Source organism: Levilactobacillus namurensis DSM 19117 (assembly GCF_001434785.1).
Taxonomy (GTDB): domain Bacteria; phylum Bacillota; class Bacilli; order Lactobacillales; family Lactobacillaceae; genus Levilactobacillus; species Levilactobacillus namurensis.
Window position 1 is genome coordinate 77,815 of the sequence record NZ_AZDT01000042.1, and the last position, 20,683, is coordinate 98,497.

Sequence of the window (20,683 nt, forward strand, 5' to 3'; positions counted from 1 at the left end):
GAAAAATTGACTGGGGCAAGCCTGATCGCGGTTCTTTAAATGTGGAAGCGTGGATCTTATCTAGAAATTATCGAAAAAAAGTTCACGGAGGGATCGTTATATGCTAACCGTTTCGAATGTCAGTATGCAGTTTTCCGGTCGGAAGCTCTACAGTGATGTTAACTTAAAATTTACGCCCGGTAACTGTTACGGGGTGATTGGCGCGAACGGCGCGGGGAAATCCACGCTGCTCAAGATCATTGAAGGGCGGCTGCAACCCACTACCGGGAACGTCGCTCTGGGGCCTAACGAACGGCTTTCCAGCCTGAACCAAGATCACTTTGCCTTCGAAGACGAAGTGGTTTTGGACACGGTCATCCGGGGACACCAAAAATTGTACGATATTATGACCGAGAAGAACGCCATTTACCTCAAGCCCGACTTCAGCGATGAAGATGGCCTGCGGGCGGCGGAACTCGAAGGTGAATTCGGCGAAATGGGCGGCTGGGAAGCCGAATCCGAAGCCAGTCAGCTCTTGCAGGGGATGGGGATCGGCGAAGCGCTGCATTCCCTAAAGATGAGTGACTTGACCGAACCGCAAAAGGTGAAGGTCTTACTGGCGCAAGCCCTGTTCGGTCACCCTGACGTCTTGATCTTGGACGAACCGACCAACGGGTTGGACGTTCAGACCATCAGCTGGTTGGAGAACTTCCTGGCGGATTACGAAAACACCGTGATCGTGGTCTCCCATGACCGGCACTTCTTGAACCAGGTTTGCACGCACATCTGTGACGTGGACTTCAACCAGATTACCTTGTTCGTGGGGAACTACGACTTCTGGTTAGAATCCAGTCAGTTAGCGGCCCAATTGAAGGCTAACGCCAACGCCAAGAAGGCCGACCAGATCAAGCAGTTACAAGATTTCGTGGCGCGGTTCAGTGCCAACGCGTCGAAGTCCAAGCAGGCCACTTCCCGGAAGAAGCAATTGGAAAAGATTACTTTAGACGACATCAAGCCGTCTTCGCGGAAGTACCCCTACATCCACTTCACGCCAGAACGGGAATTAGGAAATGACTTGGTGCGGGTCGAACACCTGTCTAAGTCGATCGACGGCGTTCCCGTCTTCCAGGACCTGTCCTTTACCTTGCGGCCGGGCGAAAAGACGGCGTTCATTAGCCGTAACGACCTGACCACGACCGTGTTGATGCAGATCCTGGGGGGCAACTTAGAACCCGATGCCGGGACCGTGACTTGGGGCCAGACCACGAGTCGGACCTACCTGCCCAAGAACGTTAACGAGTTCTTCGACGGCAACGACCTGCAACTGGTCGACTGGTTACGCCAATACGCGACTAAGGAAGAAAGTGACAACACGTTCCTGCGCGGCTTCTTAGGGAAGATGCTCTTCTCCGGCGAAGACGTGACGCGGCAGGTCAGCGTGATGTCCGGGGGTGAAAAGGTCCGGGCGATGTTATCCAAGATGATGTTGAGTAAGGCCAACGTCCTGGTCTTGGACGACCCGACCAACCACTTGGACCTGGAATCCATTACGTCCTTGAACGACAGTCTGGTGGCCTTCACCGGCAGTATGCTGTTCACGTCCCATGACCACGAGTTCATTCAGACCATTGCCAACCGTATTATTGAGGTTGGACCGAACGGGCTGGTGGACCGGGCAGACACCACTTACGATGAGTTCCTAGCCCACGTTGAGGCTCAGGCCCAAGTAGCGGCGCTCTACGAAACGGCTGAATAGGTGACGATTAGAAAATAACGCCCCAAGACGGATTGTCTTGGGGCGTTATTTTGGTTTGGTTAAGGCTAATGGGAGCCATCTGGTCATCATGACCAGGCCGTCAGGAAACGGAGTATGGCTAGAATGAGAGGTGTCTAAGCGATGAATCACTTAGATTGTTATTTAATTCACAATTGATTGTAGCCTATTTTGACGAAATATACAACCGTTTTGCATGCAATTTACCATGTAAGTGGTCCATCTAATTAAAGTTTCATTGGTCACTTTTAATGAAAGACTAAATGGTTAGTTTTTCAAGGTGTCCCGGGGAGTCGATACGGACGGCCACAAAGGGAACAATTACTTGAAGATGTTGGTTGGACAGGCCTTGGCGAGCTGCCCAGTAAAGTACGTGTCAAAAGTAATGGGTTGCGGTCAGACGGCTTCGCTTAAAGTGATGAGGTGGTTCCTGGGGAGAAGAATTCGATGGGGGTCGGTCCTTAAACTGATTGTGTTAGGGGAAAACTGAAGCGGTTATGTTCTGAAAAGGAGCATGTAAAGTTTACGTTAAATCGTTACTAATTTCACAATAAAAGTTAACTAAATTCAGGGGCGGAGGTTCCGGAGTGTCTGGTTAGCGCAAATAGAAGGGGCTGGGATAAAGCACCCCCTTCCTACGTTTATGCAAGGGGCAGACTGTGGCAATTCCCCCGCCTTACCGGTTGGTCCTGAAGAGGCTGGAACGTGGTGGGCACGACTTGAAGCCAAAGAGCGGTCTTCAAGCTCGGCCTTTGGGTAAGCCAGCTGAAAAACGCTGACTAACCCAAACGACACCACTGAGCCTCTTCAGGACCAACCTCACGGCTAAATTGTGTGTACTAAAAATGATGCTTTCTGACATTTGGACAACATGTGTGATTGCTAATCAGTCAAGTTTTATCAGACCTCAAATCAATGGTGTACGTCATCATATACTTGATGGTACAGACGGTTGACAGTAAATGACCACTGTGACCTTATCTTGTATAGGATGAGGTTTTTAAATGATCATAGGCGTCACCAATATGCTTGGGGACCATGGTTTATTGGCAAATCATGTTCCGTTATGGTTACACGACTGTAAGCCGAGAGGACGGCCAGACAAGGCTCAGCCGTGAAATTTTCCTTGGTGAGCGTTTCTTAGCTCGCCTAGGAAAAGGTCAGCTTGGGGACTATGGACTTGGGGCGTCAAGTTGTGCCCACGGCGTTCCAGCCTTGTCTGGCCGTCCGGTAAGGCGAATGACGATCGCAATGGTTTTGGTTTTACAGCGCTAATCTTAGGATTATGCACACTGACTAATCGCCGCTTGTCCCCAGCTCAAATTAAAGAGCCCCGGACGTGGGTCCGGAGCTCTGGGGATAGGGATGACGAGATTTAATCGGCTAATTGGGCCAATTCGTCGATGCGCCGGAAGAAACCGTCGTGATCGACCGTGGTGACTAACGTGATTGGCCGGCCATCGGCAACTTCGAAGGTCCGACCTTGGCCGGGGCCCGTAGTCAAGACGTCGGTGGTCACGGTCTTGGTGGTCACAAGACTAGGCGTGTCACTGGCGACCGTGGTCAGGACGTCCCACAGGAAGTAGGTCGAGTTGGTCTCGAAGTGTTCCAGCGGTGGAACCAACGCGTAGCCTTGACCGATGAAATCGAGGGCGGGGTGTTGCCGTAAGGTCGCCCAGTGTTGCCGGACGGCTGGCGTTAAGGGCACTTGGTGGGTACTTTCTAGGCCGACCATCTGAATGGTCAGTGGACTGTCCCAGACCGTCTTTACGGCTTGCGGGTCCCAGTAGGCGTTCCATTCCACGGTACCGTCCTGTTCGGGTTCGGCGACGTTGCCCCGGTTGTCGAGCGTACCGCCCATCCAGTAGAGCCGGTCGATCTTATCGGCGATGCTGGGGTCGGTCTCTAAGGCCCGAGCCAGGTCCGTTAACGGGCCCGTCATGACCAGGGTGGTCTTGCCGGCGGTTGCTTGGACCTTATCGATCAAGTCCAAGTGAGCGGGCTTCGAGGCGATGGGGGTGTTGATTGTGCCGCTTTCGTTAAGAATTGGGAGAGCATCTAGGCTGAAGGCGTCCATGCGCCATTCCTTAGGGAAGGGGTGGACACCGCGAGAATTTGATGCGGCTACGTTCAGCGTGGCACCGTGACTGAACCGGTCAATCACCTTGCGACTGGCTGAGACGGCGGGTTCGAGATAGGCGTCCGCGCCAATCACGCCCACCCCGGTCAGGTGAACATCGGGCATTTGTAACAGGAGTAACAGGGAGACTAAGTCATCGACACTGCCATCATGGTTAAAATAAACGTTACGCATAGAAACTCTCCTTTTAAACACGAACATTAAATGCTACATTCGTTTTGATAGTTCTAATAGTAACCAATTCCCGAGGAAAAGGCAAGGTAAGCGGCTTATTTTAGTTAGGGTTAAGCCCCGTCTGGTATTCTAGAGGCATCCTCAGAAACTAGAAAGGAATCGATACCATGGAACGACGACCGAATCAAGGGCCCAAACGATGGTTAGTTCTGCTAGTTGCCGGCATTCTCTTGTTCGTCGGTGGCGGCGGAACGGGGTACATGTTAGGCCAGCAACAGGCTAAGACGGCCCAAGCTAAGCAGATGAAGAAGGGACCGCGGGGGATGAATGGCAAACGTCCGAGCGGTCAACCTAGCGATCTCCCCAGTCAAAGCAGCAGTAGCAAATAACGAACAATGGCCGACTTAACCAGTCGGCCATTTTATGATTTAGATAGTAATTGGTTAGGCGGAGCATTCCAGCTAGCACATTAACGATATAGATGAAAACAGCCCGTCAGGTTAGTCGCCTGACGGGCTGTTTAGTGGTGGAATCTGTGCAATTGAAAACTTAGTTGGTGATTTGCTTAAGCGTTAGGCTCCCGGTACCAGGATATAGGGACATCCGTTGGGCCCGGTAACTCCAATCGCCGTGTGCGAAGTGGGTGCGGTCCACGTCGAAGACGATTTGCTTAGTCTTGCGGTTGACCTCGACGAACTCGCTGCGTTTGCCCCAGTCGGCGTAACCAAAGCCAATCAGCGTGTTGCCTTTACCCACGGCGTAACTACTGCCGACGATGTTGGTGAAGTTCCGTTTGCCTAAACGCTGGCCGAATTCCCAGGTCTTGGTTACGGTCTTCTTCAACTGATTGATCGTCACGATTTCTCCGGCGGACCACTGCTTAGATTGCGCCGTCTTGCCCCGGGTGACGGGGACGTTGTTGTCGTAGAACTCGAGTTCGATCTTGTCCCCTGGGTGTTGGGACTGGTGAATCAGTTGAACCGCGTGTTGGCCGCCGTTATAACGGAAGTGCTTGTTCGTGGGTTGTAGCAGGTACTTTTGGTAGGACTTCGGTAGTTTCTCCGGTGCGGCTAAGATCCACTTGAGCTTGGTGGTCTTGTAGTTGATGGCGAAGATCATGTCCTGATTACGCCCGGAAACGATTAACTCGTCACGCTTCTGGTCGTAAACCATGGAGTTTTGGTGGAACCAATCGATCTTCCCGTCCGGCCGGTGCGTCCCATCGTACTGGGTGTAAGCCGACTTAGGCAAAATGCGCTTGAGGTCGATGACCTTGACGATTTTACCGGTCTTGTAGTTTAGTTCAATCATGGTATCTTCAACGAACTTCTTACTCCCGTCGTCCACGGTCAAGAGTAAGTTGTGGTTCGGCAACTCGATGGCGTCGTGGTGAATCACCGTGTTGGTGGACAGCTTATTGGGATCCTGACGAGTCGGGAAGAGTCCGTTCATGTTGTACTGGCGGTAGACCCGGCCGTAAAAGTCGGTCTCGCGTAACGCGTTGTACTTGTGTTCGCTATCGCTGATCTTGGTTAAAATCAACAGGTGGTGGTTCTGGAGTTCCTTGAAGACGTGGGAGATTTTCTGGGTACTGTACCAGCGAATCTTACCGCGAGCATCTAAGCCGTAGGTGTAGCCCTGACTGCTGACGGCGAAGGTCAGCTTGGTGTGACCCTGACCTAAGGCCATCTGCTTCGGGTGACTGGTTTTTAAGGTGTTGGTCCCGATTCCCTTAGGCGCTTTGGTGGTGGTCATCCGGTACGTGTGTCGGGTGACCTGCCCGTCCTTAGTGGTGAAGCGCAGGGTGACCCGGTTGGCCCGGCCAGCGTAGAGACCTAAGACCCCAACGCTGTGTTGCGTCCGGTAGCCGGGTAAGGTCTGCTTGATGGTGGTGGCAGGCCGGTTACCGTGCACCACTAAGCGAACGCGGGTGGGTTGGGCCGTCTTGACCAGGATCAACCCGGATAACGGCGACGTCTTGTAAGGGTTCACCACCACTTTGGCTTGAGCTGGCCCCACCTTGACTTGTTGTAAGTCGTGCTGGTAGGTCTTGGTCAGCTGGTTAGTGGCCGTGGTGTTCTTGGTCGACAGCGCCGGCCGGATGTTGAGCTTGATTTGGTTGGTGGAGAGGATGTCCGGCTTGTCGTAGTGTTGATGGACCAACAGGTACCGGCGAATCAGGTGGCGTTCGTGATAGGCGGTGGCGCCCCCCGCAATCAGTAGGACCACCAGCACACCGGCGGTAATCCCCCAAAATTTTTTCTTATTCATTGAATGTGCACTCCCTTAGATAGTCTACACTAAAATCTTTTTAAGCACTCGTTGTAGTTTACCAATTTTTGGGGACGGGGACAACCGCTTCCATGGGGAAGCTCATCGGATTGGTGTTTTTCTCACATGATTAAGGGGCAAAATTAGGGTCCAGTTTCCCGGGAAAACACGGTATACTAGGGAGTATTGAGGACGCGGGTAGACCGCGAGAAAAGGGGACGACACATGACAGCGGCAGATCGCATTAATCTTAAGGCGGGGGCCAAGAAACAGGTTCTCGACCAGTTTAAATTTTATTTCTTACTTGCCATTTTATGGCTGGCCTTGAACTGGGTCAGCGAAATGATTTCGGATCGAAACGTTAGTGGCCTACAGCGCATCTTGGAGGGGACCGATAGTTTAGCAACCTCAGCGGGGGCACTGTCCTTTGCGGGACTGTTAGTCATCGTGAGCTTGATGTTGCGGGCTGGGGTGCAGCTGACCATGGTTGATCTCGACCGGGGAACGGCCCAATTCGACAACCCAATGCAACGCGGCTTCAAGCTCTTTGAAGACAGTCATTACTTCTGGGGATGGGTCGGCATTAGCATACTAGCTGGAATCTTTGTCTTTTTCTGGAGCTGGTTGCTCTTCATTCCCGGCATCATCAAGACCTATTCATACTCCCAAGCGTTCTACATCTACCGGGACGCTTATGACCAGGGCCATCCCATCACGGTGCTCGAAGCGATTACCCGTTCGCGGCACATGATGGACGGCAATAAGGGCTTCTTGTTCGTCATGGACCTGAGCTTCATTCTGTGGTTCATGTTGAGCGGCCTGTTCTTCGGCATTCCAGCCATCTTTGTAATGCCGTATTACGACCAGACCCGTGCCAAGTTCTACAACCAACTGGTCGTCCGCCAAGCCGCCCAAGCCGGCGCCAATTCATCATTGAACTAGGACTGAAAGTAAACGGTGGTGCTAGCCAGCGCCTTACCGGACGGCCAGACAGGGCTGGAACGCCGTGGGCACCACTTCGAGCCACAGGGCGGTCTCGAAGCTGGGCCTTTTCCTAGGCGAGCTGAAGAACGCTCACCAAGGAAAATTTTACGGCTGAGCCCTGTCTGGCCGTCCTCCCGGCTTACATGGGTACTGCTGGCAACGCGAGTTGTGTCATTTATGTACAATGGTAAGGCCCCGGTGGCCGCTAGGGCTCAGCCGGTGAAATTGGCGTTAGCCGAGTGGTTTTTCTCGGCTTAGGCCAAGGCCCGCCCGGTAAGGCGGATGAGTATCGCAAATGTTGAGATTAAGAGAGTAAATTGGAACATGACGTGGGACAAAGGACCGGGATTGGGGCCTTTGCCCCACGTTCGACCTAAGAGAGAGAATTTGATTGAGAAGGGATTGAAACAAGGGTATGCAACAACGTGAGCACTTATTGAAGGGGCACTTAGTCGCGCTTCTGACGATTTTTCTGTGGGGGATCACTTACATTTCTACCAAGATCCTGTTAACGGATTTTGCCCCGTTAGAGATTCTGTTGATTCGCTTTGTGATTGGGTTAGTCGGGTTATTTCTGGTCTATCCGCGGTTCTTTAAATTTACGTCGTGGAAGGAGGAGGGCGCCCTAGCAGCGGCTGGCCTCCTGGGCATCTGCCTGTATTACCTGTTTGAAAATATCGCGTTGACCTTCACCTATGCGTCCAACATCGGGGTCATCGTCTCGACCTCGCCACTCTTTATCGCCCTAATTGCGGCGGCTTTGGGGCGGCAACGGTTGACGAAGCACTTTGTCTTGGGCTTCGTGGCGTCTATGGCAGGAATCTCGTTGATTTCGTTGAACGGGAGTGGGGTGCACATCAACGTCGCTGGGGATGTTTTGGCCCTATTAGCTGCGCTGATCTGGGCGCTGTATTCTTACGTGGTCAGCTACCTGAACACCCTGGGCCATAACCCGGTCCAGGTGACCCGGCGGACTTTCATCTACGGGATCATCTTCATCTTGCCGGTCTTCTTCGCGACTCACGGGCAGGTCAAGTTCGGCTTGATTCTGCAGTCGCAGAACCTGGTCAACTTCCTGTTCTTGGGCCTGGGGGCCTCAGCACTGTGTTTCTTGAGTTGGGCCTACGCGGTCAAAAAGCTGGGCACGGTCAAGACCAGTATCTACATCTACCTGGTCCCCGTCGTCACGGTGGTCACGGCTTGGCTGATCTTGCATGAACCCATCACACCACTGGTCATCGTGGGCATCCTGTTGACCATTGGGGGTCTGGTGGTCTCTGCACGACAATAATTGGGTACCAAAAGGGCTCCTGAATCGTCACGATAACGAATCGTGACCACTCAGGAGCCCTTTTTAGCGACTTATTGGTCGAGACCGTAACGGTAGAGGTGGCGGTAAAGCGCCAGTTCCTCCGGGGTATTGCGGCTACTGTAAAAATCAATCTGCCGGTCGGTATTCGGGGCCGTCCGCAAGAGGTCTTGGTCGGTCAGGTGCCGGACCAGGTTCTTGGCCAGTCCTTCGTAGCCCGTGTAGATCTGGACCGGATGGTCGAATTCAGCCGCAATTAAGTCAGCGGCGAAAGGATAGTGGGTACACCCCAGGACCACGGCGTCGATGGGCTGGGTCTTGACGTCCGCCATCAGCTGGTCAATCAACGCCTGAATCCGTGGCAAGCCCGCGTGCCCCAGCTCGATGGTGTCGGCCAATCCCGGGCAGGGGAGCGAGTAGATCTGGGTGGTGGCTTGGAACTTCGCGACCTGGGCCTGGTACTTAGGCAGACTGATGGTCAGCGGCGTGGCCATCACCAGAATGTGTTGGCGCCCCGCATCGACGGCCTGCTTTAAGGCGGGCTCGATTCCTAAGATGGGCAGATTCGGATTGGCGACCATCAACTGCTGCTTGGCCGCACTGGTCGCGGTATTGCAGGCGATGACTACGGCCTTGACCTGGTGATGCTTGAGTTGGTCTAAGACCTGGCTGGCCAGAACGCAGACCTTCTCGGAACTCTTCTCACCGTACGGGGCGTTAGCGGAGTCCCCGTAGAAAATAAAATTCTCATTTGGCAACGCCTGAGCCAGCGTCCTGAGAGTACTGATCCCCCCGACGCCAGAATCAAAGACGCCAATGGGTGCAGTTTGCTTTGACATACGAAACGCCTCCTAAGCTTCCATTAAAGGCCTTTTTTGGTTTCGATGCAACACTGTTCACCCGGATTGGCGGGTAAGGTAACGGATTCTTAGCAAATTCAAATTGTTTTTTCGAGTGTACTGTGTATAATAGTACACACAGAACACATGGAAAACCCAGATAGTGAGAGGTGAAGGGCATGCAACTTAGGGATGAATCCAGCCTGCCGTACTACGAGCAACTCGTGTTACGCGTCAAGCAACAGATTGTGCAGGGCATCCTGCAGCCCGGCGACCGGTTGCCGTCCGTGCGTGACATGGCGCGGCAGGAACAATTGAACCCCAATACAGTCAGCAAGGCCTATAAGCAATTAGAGACCCAGCAGGTCATCATGACCATTCGGGGAAAGGGGACCTACGTTCGGGACACCACGACGTCCGGGAACAATACCGCCCAGATTACGGCATCTAAGCGACGCTTATTGACGCTGTTAACGGAGATTCGTTACTTGGGCGTCCCGGCGAGTGACGTGATTGCCTGGATCAAAACGGCCTATGAGGAGGAAGATTGAATGTTACACGTAAACCAGTTGAGTAAAACGATCGATCACCGACCGATTATTGAAGAGATTGATTTTACCTGGCAACCCGGTGAAATCGTGGGGTTGGTCGGCCGAAACGGAGTCGGGAAGACCACCCTTTTTCGGGCCATGACCAACCAGTACGTCGCCGATAGTGGCCAGGTCACCATTGATGACCACGACCTCCAAGCGGAACCGCAATTTCAACAGCACTTATTCTTTATTGATACCCAGTACAACTTTATGGGCAATTATCGGTTGCGGGAGTTACCCGACTTCTACGCGTTGGTCTACACGAACTTCGACCGCGACCGGTACGTTAAGCTGCTCCAGCACTTTGACCTGCAGCTGAACGACCAGTATCGCCGGCTGTCTAAGGGGATGCGGGCGTTGGTCAACGTGATCTTGGCGCTGACGTCGAATGCGACCTACATCGTCTTGGATGAACCATTCGATGGCCTAGACGTCATCGTGCGGGAGAACATCGCGACCATGGTAATCGACGAGGTTGCCGACCAGACCAAGGGCTTCTTGATCTCGTCACACGACTTAAACGAATTAGACGGACTAAGTGACCGGGTCCTGCTCCTCAAGGAGAGTCGTTTAGCACACGATTACAACCTCGAAGACGTGCGGGCCACAGCCAAGAAGGTCCAGCTGGTCTTCAAGGATAAAGTGATTCCGGAAGTCTTGAAGCAAAACAGTAAGTTGATCCGGGTCTCCGGTCGTGTCTTGGTCGTGGTCTTCCCCGAATATACGGACGAGTTGGATGCCCAATTACGGGCGTTACAACCGGTACTCTTCGAGGAATTGTCACTGACTTTGGAAGACCTGTTCCGAGCGAACCTATCGCAGGACACGGGTTACCAGATGATGAAGTAGGGGGCAGAGCAGATGCAAACATCATTAATGCAACTTCTGTGGCGCCATTATCGACGCCGGATGGGGGCACTGGGCGTGATTGCGGTGCTCTTGGGATTCTGGTTAGCCTGGTCGGAGACGGGCAGTTGGTCGCACCAGTTAACGGGCGCCATCTTTGATGCCCAGATCCACCAGTGGACCGTCTACACGCAAGCTACTATGGGGAGTCTGTCCCTGTATCCGGGTGGCCTCCTCTTCATGGGCCTGCTGGTCGGGTTATTGCTGATGAACGGGGACCTCAAGGACCACTTCAACGGGTTCCTCTTCATGAGCGGCTACCGGCGCACCACCATTTACTGGCACAAAGCCTTGCTGGGCATTGGAACCCTCTTGGCGATGGCCTTAGTCACGACGGTGATCCACTACGCCGTCTACCTGAGCCACTTGGCGCCCGGGCAGACGTTCAATCTGGCGCTCCCCGGCCTACTGACTAGTTGGGGGTACGGCTTCTTACAGACCGTTGGTTTCTTTACCATTGGGTGGTTTGCCGCGTTAATCGTGGGCCAGACCGGACCATTGGTCATCACCGTCGCCGGTTTTCTGGTATCCCTGATTGGGGTGGTGCCGGTGATTGAACGACTCTGGTTCCCGACCCAGCCAGTTAGCGCCCAAGCGGATGCTCGCTTGGCGGGCGTCCTGGCCCTGGGGTGGCTCCTGGCGATCGTGATTTTATTGCCGTGGGGCGCGTGGCTTTACCGGCGGCTGTCATTAGAAAATGACGGGCACTACCTGCTCTTTGCGGGACTGCGGTGGCCGGTCTTCCTGGTTTACGTGGTGTACCTGGGACTGATTTTCGTGGGTAACCACATAGCCTGGTCACCCATGACCTTGATCTATGCCGCTTTCGTGGTCTTTGGGTACCTTTGGCTCTGGCGGCCGCACCCCTTAGAGTGGTGGCGCCGGCGGCATACTGGGATTGAGAAATAGGGGGCGGACTGATGACAAAACACTTATTAGCGCTTTTCTGGCAACGGTATCGGCAACGTTTCTGGGCGTTACTGGCGATTTCACTGGTTATGGGCTTGATCCTGGCCTTGTTGAACGTGACGACCTGGAATTTGTCGGCGACCGACACCCTATTCGGGAACCAAATTCACCGTTGGGAACCCTACCTGGGTAGCGCCAACGCAACTTTTTCGCTGTATTCGTACTGGTTGGTCTTCGTGTTCTGGTTGGGCGGCTTGTTTTTAATGCTGCTGGATCGCACGGAGAACTTTAACCAGTTCTTATTCGCCAGCGGCTACCGCCGTTCAGTAATCTATTGGACCAAGCTGGGCATGAGCCTGGTGGGGTTAGTAGCGGTGGCCGTGATTACGACGCTGGAACAGTACCTGATCTACTGGCTGCACGTCCCCCATGGCGTCACCCTCAACTTAGCTTGGCCGGGGGTGCTGACCTCGTGGGCTCTAGGACTGGCGATGTCACTGGGGATGTTTGCCCTGAGCTGGTTTGCCGCGTTGATCGTGGGCCAGACCGGGCCATTGATGGTGACCATTGGTGGGTTTACCATTTCGTTGATTGGAGTCGTCAACATCATCCAGGGCCTGCTGCACCACTGGACCAGTGCCCAACGGGATTGGTTGGCCGTGGGACTCTGGTTAGCGGCCAGTCTGATTTTGTGGGTCTGGGGCGCCGGTCTGTTCGGCCGCCTCTCCCTGGAGCATAACGGGGAGTACCTGTTATTCCCTAAGTTGCGCTTGCCGTTGTACCTAGTCTTCGTAGTCTACATGACGGCACTGTTCACCATTAATGGAACGGACCTAGTGGCGGGGGCTTGGACCTTTGTCTTAACGTCGCTTTTCGGCTACGGCTGGTTGTGGCGCCCACACTGGTTAGAGGACTGGCGGCAGCGCCACGCGTAGGAGACGGTGGTTTAGCCGTTGAACGACTTTACCATTTCTTTAACAGCCACCGGGCCATTTCGTGCTACTATCTTAGATGAGCCATGAGTTGGGAGACCAACTCGATTGCGTGGCCAAGTAACGACCGACAGTTTAGCAATGATGATGGCCAGAGAGAGTAGGCATAAGATAACTTGTTTAATGTGACGCAGGAGTAGGGTCATAACCAATTGCGTCATGGGGAACTGCTGGGCGTTGGGGAACAATCAGCAGGCTAAAAGGGGCACCGTCCAATTAGATGGACGGTGCCCCTTTTTGGTGTGTCCGGAGATTAGGCTTTATACCACTGATAAAGTCGTTCTGCTTGCTTGGCGCTGATGTAGCGTAGCGTGATCTCTTGGTTGTGATTACCATGGCGGACGTTGACGGTCAGGTGGGCGAGTTGGCGCTTTTGCATCCAGACCGACCAAGTGACCCGGAGGGATTGAATCTGAGCCTTACGGACGAAGAACGTCTCCCGGGTCCAAAAGTGGCCTGTCTGGAGAACCAGCAACTGGTGCGTCAACAGGCTGCCGGCCGTGTTACGAGCGGCGTATTGCCCCTGCAAGATGGCGAGGGGGATCAATAGCGCGCTGAGCCAGCCCCAGGGTTGCCAGAGCCACCCCACGATCAGAACGGGTAAGATCACGACTAGGACGGCGTTGCGGCTGAGCAGCCAGCGAGCCGGGCGGGGCACGATGAGCTGGGTCAGGCGCGGCGCCATCGGGGGAGTCCAGTCAATGAACGGGTTGAGGGTGGTGTAGAGGCGACTTTGAACGATGGCTGGCAGGATGACCAAGTCGTCGTTGTCGTCATCGGTTGCTGCCTTGGAGGCCAGCAAGATTTGGACCGTTTGGAGGTGAAGCCATTGGCGCAGGATGGTTTGTTTGCACCGAACGGCTTGGACCCGGGCCAGCGGCGCCGTGATGGTGTTGCGCTGGAAGAGCCCCTTGGCGACCTGCAACTGACTGCTGGTCCGGGTGAGGGTGAAGTGGTAGTAGCGAATCAGGATCCAGGCAAAGGCTCCCAGCCAGGCCACTAGTAGGACCAGAATGGCGCCGCCGATGAGCAACGGAACAGCCCAGTGAGTAGCATCATTGATTAACGAGTCGGTCCACTGATGCGGTAACTTGCCGTAAAGGGTCAACAGGACCAGGGCCAGCGGGATGATGCCGGTCCCGGTCAGGGCGAACAGGACCATGCTGTGGGGGTTGGTGACGTAACGTTGGCGGATGTCTGGTAAGTCCGGGGCAGCTGTTTCCGGCGCAGTTTGCGCAGTCGCGGGAGCCGAATCAGGCGTCAGCGGGAGATCGAAACGGTACGCGTTGAGGGTGTCGGCGACGGTGGTGGGAACCGCCGGTAGCTTGACTTCCGGTTCATCGTCTTGATGGCTAGCCGTTTCAATCTGGACGGTCTCGAGGTGGAACGGCCGAAGGTAGAACCATTGTTTTCGCTGGACGGTCTGAATCCGGGAATAGGGGATGTGCTGGTGGTGCCGGATAAAGATACCGGAGTTGACCACTACGGCGGTGGGTTCGATCAGGTAGGTTAGAGTCAGCCATTGTAGCAGGGGCCAGACCAGCAGCCAGACCACCAGGGCAAGCACCATGGTGAGGCGCCAGAACGCCGAGAGGTTGCCCCACTGCCAGAGGGCCAGTAGGATGAGAAACCAGTAGTCTTTGAGTTGTTTAGCAGTGTGTTGGAGATACCCCAAGGGGTGCGTGTGCTTAGGCTGGGTCATGGCGCGCCTCCTGAGCCAGCTGCATGATTTGGTCCCGCAGCTGCTCGGCCACGGGTAACTCGAGGCCTTCGATGGTGTGGCTGGTCGCAGCCGTGGCGACCGTGACCTGCGTCAGGTGTTGCCACTGGAGTAGGGGCCCGGCGTTTAGCGTGACGTTTTGGACCCGGGCAATCGGGATGGCCAGGCGCTTCTTGAAGAGCCAACCAGACTGCATCTCCACAGCTGTTGGGGTGATCTGGTAGCGGCTGAAGCGGTAGCGGTAAGGAATCAGAGCGAATTCAATAACGGGTTCGATGACCGTCAGGATGGCTCCGAGAACGGCTAACCAAGGGGTCCAGTGCCAGAATTGGTGGGCTAGCCAGAGCAACCCCGTGATCACTAAGAGGGCCAGTAGGCTGCCTAGGGCACTGTACCCCCAGATACGTTTAATGCGCGGTGGTAAGGATTTGGTGGTGTGCATGACTGATCTTGCTCCTCTCCTGAATAGTTTAAGTGTAGCAAGCTAGCGGGTCCTTGACAACTAAGGGACTGATACGAAAAAGCTAAAAATTCGCCAGTGGCCAGAAATGAGGGACGTATAACGTTTAACGGAAAACGCTGTCAAGGAAATGAGGATTGACGACCAGCTAGGGAGTCCGTATAATACGTTCTAACAACCAAATAGTCCTTTTAAATTAGTCCCGTGAGACTAACAAAGGTACGGTAGAAGCTGGAAATTTTTCTGGCGGCTAGCGGCCGACATTCTTGCGGAATTCGGCCGCTTTTTTCGTGGCTAGCTGGTTGAAACTCAAAACTTTGGAGGCATTTTTTCATGGCACAAATCTACGTTGCAAGTCCGTTCTTTAGTCCCGAGCAAGTCGACCGGGTGACCCGGTTGGAACAAGCCCTGACCGCCAACCCGACGGTCAAAGACTTCTACTCTCCGCGGTTACATCAGGACGCCCAGGCTGAACAGTTCACCAAGGAATGGGCGACGGAGATCTACCACCGGGACATGACGCAAATTGCTGCGGCTGACGTCATCGTGACGGTCTTGGACTTCGAAGCGCAGAACATTGATTCCGGGACCGCTTACGAATTAGGGGTCGCCACGATGCGCGACATGCCGATCCTGGCTTTGCAGGAGAAGGCGGAGGGCGTCAACTTGATGGTGACCGAAAGCCTCCATTACTACACCAAGCAGGTCGCGGATTTCGCGACGTATGATTTTAACACCTTGCCACAAGGCGATTTTGTTGGGGAAATCTTGTAACGGATTGACAACTTAAGAAAGGTGAATCAGCATGGCACAAGAGGTAAAAGCAACGACAGCGAAACCAACGGCGACAACGTTTGGCCACGTCGAGTCGATTCCGCGTAAGAATCGGCGCATGACGAACTGGGATTTATTTGCGACTTGGATTGGGGCCAACGCCAATAACGGGACCTGGTACATCGGGGGTGTGATTGCGGCTTGCGGGCTAGTCACCGCGTCGACGACCTTGATTATCGTGGGCTTGGTGTCGTACCTCTTATTGGCGTTAGCCAGTGAAATGGGTTACCGGACGGGGTTGCCTGCCATGGCGCTGACCCGGGCATCGTTTGGGTTGCGCGGGAGTTTTATTCCGTCGATCATCAACGTGGTGCAGTTCATTGGCTGGGCGGCCGTGAACACGTTTATCGCCGCAACGTCCATCAGCTACATCTTTGGGGAACTCTTTGGCTGGCCCGTTTACGGGAAAGCGGGCGGTAACTTCGGGTTGATCATCGGAATCGTCATTATGAGTGTCTTGCATTTATTGAGTATTTCGCTAGGGGAACGCTCCGTGCGGTTGATCGAACGGATTGGAATCGTCCTGGTGGTCATCTTCGTGGTCTGGGAATCCGTCGTGGTCTTCCGGATGGTCTCGTTCAGGGATATCCTGACTTGGCAGCCGCCCCACAACTTACGGATGTCTTCCGGCGTTGCGGCCGACACCTTAGCCGCTTTCAACTTGGCTTGGGTCACGGCGGCCTCGGACTTCAGTCGCTTCACGGCGAAGAAGTCAGCGGCGACGACCTTCAGTTTCTTGGGTGCGAACTTCGGTTTATTCTGGTTCGCCTTTATCGGCCTGTTCGCCACGATTGGTACGGCGGTCACGCTGAACCACTTCGACCCGAACAACTCTGACCCTAGTACGGTAGCGGCGAAGTTGGGTCTGGGCGTCTTGGCCCTCTTGGTCATCGTCTTGACCAGTACTACGGCTAACGCGGTCAACCTGATGTCGGCCGGGTCGGCGCTGACGAACATGGTCCACCAGCTGTCGCTAAACGTCAGTCTCTGGATCGTGACTTTAGTCGCAGCGGCGGTCACCTTCATTCCGGTCTACCTGGCCAGCTTCTTGGACGTCTTCGAGGCGTTCTTGGATGGTATCGGGATGTTCCTGGGACCCGAGATTGCGGTCTTCTTGGTCGACTACTTCTTCTTGAAAGGGAAGCAGTACCGGTTGGCCGAATTCACCAAGGTTCGCGGGGCTTACTGGTACACCCGGGGGATCAACTGGGTTGCCGTGGCCAGCTGGCTCTTGGGAGTCGTGGCGTACTGGGGATTGAAGCAGGTCACGGTCATCTCGACCACGATTGGCGCGACGTTTATCGCGATGATCATTACGGCGGTCATCTACGGCCTGGGGATGCGCTTGACGCACCCGACAGCTGCGCCGGTAGAAAATAAGGATTAGGGCTGGTCTTAAACCAGAATGGTTGTGGCAGAGGTCCTTGGAGTTTCTGGTTATCAATTAGGTTTCAAACCGTTTCTAAAACAGATCACGGCTAATTACGATAATGTTCACGACTGGGACCACGCATCCTATCGGCGAGTATCTGGTGGTTACCGGGGTCTGAAGACATGACGTTGCCTGTGAGGGCAAACTTAAACCGTGATGCCGAACAGCCTGACTCCCGCTTCCTTGCGCGGGGATCAGGCTGTTTTTAGATATTGTTCAGGTCAGTGGCTTACCGGGTGGCTACGTTCTCGTACGGGGGATGGCCAGCATGAGTGCCGGGCATTTGTTGAAATCAAAAGAACCGTCTGTCACCGGGAAAGTTCCAGGTGACAGACGGTTCTTTTACCATAGTTTGATGACCATTAACGTGAGTTCTAGAATTCGCCCCGGTCGGTTACGAATCGGACGACTGAAACCAGTGCGCGATGGACGGCCAACTCTCGTGGTTGACGATGACCCGCGGTGTTTCGTTGAGGTCGGTGTCGTCGGTGACTAGTCCCGTATCGAGGGTGGCCACCCAGGCTAGCTTTTGCTGGGCCAGGAATCGGTTGATCTGGTCCGTCCCGGCGCCGTATGGAAAGGCAAACGAGTTGGCCCGGACGCCCGTGTGCCGCACCAAGTCCCGCTTAGACTGGGCGAAGTCCCGTTGGAACTTGCCGTAGAAGTGGGGTTGCATGAATACGGGTTGCATGTGGGCGTTCAAGTGGTGCATGTCGTGGGTGTGTAGGCCCAGTTCCATCCGACCGTGAGTGGTCTTCCGAGCGGCGTTGATCTGTGACCAGGTCGCCAGCTGGGTACCTTCCCGGTATTCACCGGTATTCCCCGTAATGATGAAGGCAGTGAAGGGGAACTTATAGCGGTTCATCACGGGAACGGCGTGGTCGATCACGGTCCGGTCGATGTCGTCAAAGCTCAAAACGGCGTATTTGCCGCGAATAGGCTGGTGATGGTGGACCATCCGCGCCATCTGGTCTGAAGTAATGACCTTGACGTGGTGGTCGTGTAAGTATTTCATCTGTTGGGCGAACTGGTCAGCTGGGACGTTGAATTCGTGCAACTGAGAGTTCGGGGATAGGTCGCGAATGATCTTGGTCGGGACGTTATCGTCCAGAATCCGGTGGTAACACAGGACCATGATACCGTTGCGCATCTGCTGGTAGGTCTTGGGTAGCGCGTAACTCTCGCGCATGGCGGACTCTTGAACGGCCTGTTTGCGGACCGTCCAGCCGACCCCGACGATGACCGCTAAGACCGCGGTCAGCAACAAGTTCCGACGTAAGCGGTGGCTCATGAGCGACCTCCCTTATCATGACTGAGGCGGTACCAGCGCCAGCCACAATAGACTGGGGTCAGGATGATTAACCACCCGATAAAGACTAACAATTGATTATCGCCGTGGACCTTGAGGTTGAACAAGAGGTAGAGACTGACTAGTGAATCACTGTACCAGCCCAGACTGAACCCGATGTTGGCTAAGACCACTAAAGCGATGAATCCCCATAATACCACGAGGACTAGGCCCCGAGTACTCCGACTACGCCAGCTGGTCTGCCGGCGAATGATTGGTGCAAATTTCTCCCGTTTTTGCACGATTTATAACCCCCGATCTGGACTCCGCCAAGTCCCGGTTCGCTGCGGGTTGACCAGGTAAGAGCCGATGGCCAGCAGGCAGCTCACCAGGTTGATGAGCCAGTAATACAAAACGTAAATTGGAACGAGCAGTAGTTCCGGCCCCTTAAGCTGGGCGGTGTATTGGGATGCGAAGAACCCAATGGTGAACTGGATGCCGTTTAGGATAAACATCAGAACCAACAGGTTACCATCTAACGATAGGCTGTGCAAGAACAGAAGTTGAAATCCGTAGGCTAACATTCCAAAAGCGGTCAGTGTGGCCCAGATGTTACTGATAACGGACTCCGCGAGCAGCCACCGTTGGCCGATGGGGGCCGTGAACAGCCCGCGCCAGTTGGTGACCAGGACTTCTAAGCCGCCCCGGGCCCAGCGTTGCCGTTGTTTGATCAGCCCCCGCATCCGCTCGGGCACCAGAATCCAGCAGATGGCTTGTGGTTCGTAGGCCACGCGCCAGTGGTGCCGGTACAGACGCCAGGTAATGTCGATGTCTTCAGTCAAGACGTCCGGGTTCCACCCACCCACGGCGTCTAAGGCTTCGCGGCGAAACGCCACCAGGACCCCGGAGACCGTGGTGATGTTGCCGGTCAGGTAGGATTGGGCCTTCTTGATCAGGTCAATCACGGCCACGTATTCCAGTAACTGCAAGCGCCCCAGTAGACTGGTGCGATTCCGTACCACGGGCTTCCCCGTAACTGCCCCGTAGCGTGGATTTTCGGCGAGCGTCGTTACCAATTGACTGACGGCATCGGGCGCCAGGAGTGAATCGGCGTCGATGGCCATTAAGTAATCCCCCTGGGCGACTTGATACCCCTGATTTAAGGCGTTGGCCTTTCCTTGGTTGACGGGCAACGCAACGATGGTTAGGGCTAACGTTGCTGCCCAGTGCTTTTTCAGGCGCTGCATCATAGCTAAGGTAGCGTCCGTACTGGCGTCATCGATGAGGATGACTTCGTAGTGCGGGTAGTCCAGCTTGGCCAGTGAGTAGACGGCCGACTCCAGTGTTGCGGTCTCGTTATGTGCCGGGACCAAGATGGAGACGAACGGGGCCGTCTGTGGTGTTAGACGGACTCGCCGCTGACGCTGTTGGCGCCGGAAAAGGCCGAAAAATAAACTACCCGTGATCCAGATAACGGATACGAAGATTGGGTAGCCGATGACGAAAAAAGTATTTAAATTGCTAAGCCACATAGTATGTCTCTCTCCCCCTACTTGAATGTTAAATGTCGATAGTCTCAACCAGTCCGGCATAGAGCATAGCATGGAAAACGCTTCGCAAAATGCGGTCCGCAAAAATAATAAGAAAAACGTAAACTTTTGCACACGAACGGTTTTCGGGGTGGGTACGTTGTTGAGTAACTAGACGGTCGGATTTGGAAATGACGTGTTAAAATAGGTATAGAAAAACGCATAGGAAGGTGATTGAATGGTCCAAAAGGTTGAAACGTTACCACTAGTTGGACGGTTAGCAGCAGGCAAACGGGTGACATTGATTTTGAATGACGGCCGAGAAGTCCATGTGGCACCGGAAATCGTCGCAGGACGATTGACCGGCAATTACCTGAGTAGCGTCTTACCGTCTATTCGGTATGATGATCCACGAATCGTTTTGAAGGAGACGTTGACGGCGTTGGATGTCCAACACGCCACGGTCACGGACGTCGCCTAAACGCGTGGAGACTGTGTCAGCCCTCGGCCCGGTGGCCGGGGGCTGTCTAATTATCACGGGGGAGTGAGT

19 protein-coding genes are annotated in these 20,683 nt (G+C 54.4%); 11 read left to right on the plus strand and 8 right to left on the minus strand.

Annotated elements, in window-relative coordinates:
• Positions 1-100: 100 nt before the first annotated feature.
• Positions 101-1,735: an ABC-F family ATP-binding cassette domain-containing protein gene (locus FD30_RS06750; protein WP_024747542.1), complete on the plus strand. Its 1,635-nt coding sequence runs from the start codon at positions 101-103 to the stop codon at positions 1,733-1,735.
• Between the two features lie 1,393 nt (positions 1,736-3,128).
• Here the strand turns inward: FD30_RS06750 and FD30_RS06755 are convergent.
• Positions 3,129-4,067 carry a nucleoside hydrolase gene (locus tag FD30_RS06755; RefSeq protein ID WP_056944401.1) on the minus strand — a complete coding sequence of 313 codons (939 nt, stop codon included), beginning with the start codon at positions 4,065-4,067 and terminating at the stop codon, positions 3,129-3,131.
• 167 nt (positions 4,068-4,234) lie between these two features.
• On the opposite strand from FD30_RS06755, the gene FD30_RS06760 reads away from it, so the two are divergent.
• Entirely contained in the window at positions 4,235-4,456 is a 222-nt protein-coding gene (locus tag FD30_RS06760; protein WP_056944402.1) for a hypothetical protein, read from the plus strand.
• 160 nt (positions 4,457-4,616) lie between these two features.
• On the opposite strand, the gene FD30_RS06765 is transcribed toward FD30_RS06760, so the two are convergent.
• Positions 4,617-6,338, minus strand: coding sequence for an aryl-sulfate sulfotransferase (locus tag FD30_RS06765; protein WP_056944403.1), 1,722 nt, complete (start codon positions 6,336-6,338; stop codon positions 4,617-4,619).
• A gap of 225 nt (positions 6,339-6,563) precedes the next feature.
• Here FD30_RS06765 and FD30_RS06770 point away from each other — a divergent pair, with 225 nt between their 5' ends.
• Together FD30_RS06770 and FD30_RS06775 are read left to right on the plus strand one after the other, a co-directional pair.
• Positions 6,564-7,280 carry a DUF975 family protein gene (locus tag FD30_RS06770; protein ID WP_056944404.1) on the plus strand — a complete coding sequence of 239 codons (717 nt, stop codon included), beginning with the start codon at positions 6,564-6,566 and terminating at the stop codon, positions 7,278-7,280.
• A 457-nt stretch (positions 7,281-7,737) separates the two neighbouring features.
• Positions 7,738-8,613 carry a DMT family transporter gene (locus tag FD30_RS06775; protein WP_056944405.1) on the plus strand — a complete coding sequence of 292 codons (876 nt, stop codon included), beginning with the start codon at positions 7,738-7,740 and terminating at the stop codon, positions 8,611-8,613.
• A 71-nt stretch (positions 8,614-8,684) separates the two neighbouring features.
• Here the strand turns inward: FD30_RS06775 and murI are convergent, their stop codons facing one another.
• Complete coding sequence (gene murI / locus FD30_RS06780) at positions 8,685-9,470, minus strand: glutamate racemase (protein WP_056944406.1); 786 nt, start codon at positions 9,468-9,470, stop codon at positions 8,685-8,687.
• Positions 9,471-9,649: 179 nt separating this feature from the next.
• Here murI and FD30_RS06785 point away from each other — a divergent pair, with 179 nt between their 5' ends.
• The 4 genes from FD30_RS06785 to FD30_RS06800 are packed head-to-tail and all read left to right on the plus strand — an operon-like array spanning position 9,650 to position 12,813.
• Positions 9,650-10,021, plus strand: coding sequence for a GntR family transcriptional regulator (locus tag FD30_RS06785; protein WP_056944407.1), 372 nt, complete (start codon positions 9,650-9,652; stop codon positions 10,019-10,021).
• The gene (locus tag FD30_RS06790) at positions 10,022-10,912 is read left to right on the plus strand and encodes an ATP-binding cassette domain-containing protein (RefSeq protein WP_056944408.1); all 891 of its coding nucleotides are present in this window, start codon (positions 10,022-10,024) and stop codon (positions 10,910-10,912) included. It begins immediately after the preceding gene.
• 12 nt (positions 10,913-10,924) lie between these two features.
• Complete coding sequence (locus tag FD30_RS06795; protein ID WP_056944409.1) at positions 10,925-11,878, plus strand: hypothetical protein; 954 nt, start codon at positions 10,925-10,927, stop codon at positions 11,876-11,878.
• Between the two features lie 11 nt (positions 11,879-11,889).
• Positions 11,890-12,813, plus strand: coding sequence for an ABC transporter permease (locus FD30_RS06800; RefSeq protein ID WP_056944410.1), 924 nt, complete (start codon positions 11,890-11,892; stop codon positions 12,811-12,813).
• Between the two features lie 310 nt (positions 12,814-13,123).
• Here FD30_RS06800 and FD30_RS06805 read toward each other — a convergent pair whose 3' ends face one another.
• A complete protein-coding gene (locus tag FD30_RS06805; protein ID WP_056944411.1) occupies positions 13,124-14,572 on the minus strand; it encodes a PH domain-containing protein in 1,449 nt (482 codons plus the stop codon).
• On the minus strand, positions 14,559-15,032 hold the full coding sequence (locus FD30_RS06810) for a PH domain-containing protein (protein WP_056944412.1): 474 nt from the start codon (positions 15,030-15,032) through the stop codon (positions 14,559-14,561). The genes FD30_RS06805 and FD30_RS06810 overlap by 14 nt, the downstream gene beginning before the upstream one ends.
• Positions 15,033-15,383: 351 nt before the next feature.
• Between FD30_RS06810 and FD30_RS06815 the strand changes: the two genes are divergently transcribed.
• The gene (locus FD30_RS06815) at positions 15,384-15,824 is read left to right on the plus strand and encodes a nucleoside 2-deoxyribosyltransferase (protein WP_024747556.1); all 441 of its coding nucleotides are present in this window, start codon (positions 15,384-15,386) and stop codon (positions 15,822-15,824) included.
• 31 nt (positions 15,825-15,855) lie between these two features.
• On the plus strand, positions 15,856-17,271 hold the full coding sequence (locus FD30_RS06820) for a cytosine permease (RefSeq protein WP_024747557.1): 1,416 nt from the start codon (positions 15,856-15,858) through the stop codon (positions 17,269-17,271).
• A gap of 439 nt (positions 17,272-17,710) precedes the next feature.
• Here the strand turns inward: FD30_RS06820 and FD30_RS06825 are convergent, their stop codons facing one another.
• The 3 genes from FD30_RS06825 to FD30_RS06835 are packed head-to-tail and all read right to left on the minus strand — an operon-like array spanning position 17,711 to position 20,136.
• On the minus strand, positions 17,711-18,607 hold the full coding sequence (locus FD30_RS06825; protein ID WP_056944413.1) for a polysaccharide deacetylase family protein: 897 nt from the start codon (positions 18,605-18,607) through the stop codon (positions 17,711-17,713).
• Positions 18,604-18,906 carry a hypothetical protein gene (locus FD30_RS06830; protein ID WP_056944414.1) on the minus strand — a complete coding sequence of 101 codons (303 nt, stop codon included), beginning with the start codon at positions 18,904-18,906 and terminating at the stop codon, positions 18,604-18,606. The genes FD30_RS06825 and FD30_RS06830 overlap by 4 nt, the downstream gene beginning before the upstream one ends.
• Positions 18,907-18,909: 3 nt before the next feature.
• Positions 18,910-20,136: a glycosyltransferase gene (locus tag FD30_RS06835; RefSeq protein WP_056944415.1), complete on the minus strand. Its 1,227-nt coding sequence runs from the start codon at positions 20,134-20,136 to the stop codon at positions 18,910-18,912.
• 235 nt (positions 20,137-20,371) lie between these two features.
• On the opposite strand from FD30_RS06835, the gene FD30_RS06840 reads away from it, so the two are divergent.
• Positions 20,372-20,614, plus strand: coding sequence for a hypothetical protein (locus FD30_RS06840; RefSeq protein ID WP_056944416.1), 243 nt, complete (start codon positions 20,372-20,374; stop codon positions 20,612-20,614).
• Positions 20,615-20,683 lie beyond the last annotated feature (69 nt).

Excerpts from the sequence above, each read along its gene's own strand:
- FD30_RS06750 (WP_024747542.1), top strand. The coding sequence starts at position 101 with ATGCTAACCGTTTCGAATGTCAGTATGCAGTTTTCCGGTCGGAAGCTC.
- FD30_RS06755 (WP_056944401.1), bottom strand. The coding sequence starts at position 4,067 with ATGCGTAACGTTTATTTTAACCATGATGGCAGTGTCGATGACTTAGTC.
- FD30_RS06760 (WP_056944402.1), top strand. The coding sequence starts at position 4,235 with ATGGAACGACGACCGAATCAAGGGCCCAAACGATGGTTAGTTCTGCTA.
- FD30_RS06765 (WP_056944403.1), bottom strand. The coding sequence starts at position 6,338 with ATGAATAAGAAAAAATTTTGGGGGATTACCGCCGGTGTGCTGGTGGTC.
- FD30_RS06770 (WP_056944404.1), top strand. The coding sequence starts at position 6,564 with ATGACAGCGGCAGATCGCATTAATCTTAAGGCGGGGGCCAAGAAACAG.
- FD30_RS06775 (WP_056944405.1), top strand. The coding sequence starts at position 7,738 with ATGCAACAACGTGAGCACTTATTGAAGGGGCACTTAGTCGCGCTTCTG.
- murI (WP_056944406.1), bottom strand. The coding sequence starts at position 9,470 with ATGTCAAAGCAAACTGCACCCATTGGCGTCTTTGATTCTGGCGTCGGG.
- FD30_RS06785 (WP_056944407.1), top strand. The coding sequence starts at position 9,650 with ATGCAACTTAGGGATGAATCCAGCCTGCCGTACTACGAGCAACTCGTG.
- FD30_RS06790 (WP_056944408.1), top strand. The coding sequence starts at position 10,022 with ATGTTACACGTAAACCAGTTGAGTAAAACGATCGATCACCGACCGATT.
- FD30_RS06795 (WP_056944409.1), top strand. The coding sequence starts at position 10,925 with ATGCAAACATCATTAATGCAACTTCTGTGGCGCCATTATCGACGCCGG.
- FD30_RS06800 (WP_056944410.1), top strand. The coding sequence starts at position 11,890 with ATGACAAAACACTTATTAGCGCTTTTCTGGCAACGGTATCGGCAACGT.
- FD30_RS06805 (WP_056944411.1), bottom strand. The coding sequence starts at position 14,572 with ATGACCCAGCCTAAGCACACGCACCCCTTGGGGTATCTCCAACACACT.
- FD30_RS06810 (WP_056944412.1), bottom strand. The coding sequence starts at position 15,032 with ATGCACACCACCAAATCCTTACCACCGCGCATTAAACGTATCTGGGGG.
- FD30_RS06815 (WP_024747556.1), top strand. The coding sequence starts at position 15,384 with ATGGCACAAATCTACGTTGCAAGTCCGTTCTTTAGTCCCGAGCAAGTC.
- FD30_RS06820 (WP_024747557.1), top strand. The coding sequence starts at position 15,856 with ATGGCACAAGAGGTAAAAGCAACGACAGCGAAACCAACGGCGACAACG.
- FD30_RS06825 (WP_056944413.1), bottom strand. The coding sequence starts at position 18,607 with ATGAGCCACCGCTTACGTCGGAACTTGTTGCTGACCGCGGTCTTAGCG.
- FD30_RS06835 (WP_056944415.1), bottom strand. The coding sequence starts at position 20,136 with ATGTGGCTTAGCAATTTAAATACTTTTTTCGTCATCGGCTACCCAATC.
- FD30_RS06840 (WP_056944416.1), top strand. The coding sequence starts at position 20,372 with ATGGTCCAAAAGGTTGAAACGTTACCACTAGTTGGACGGTTAGCAGCA.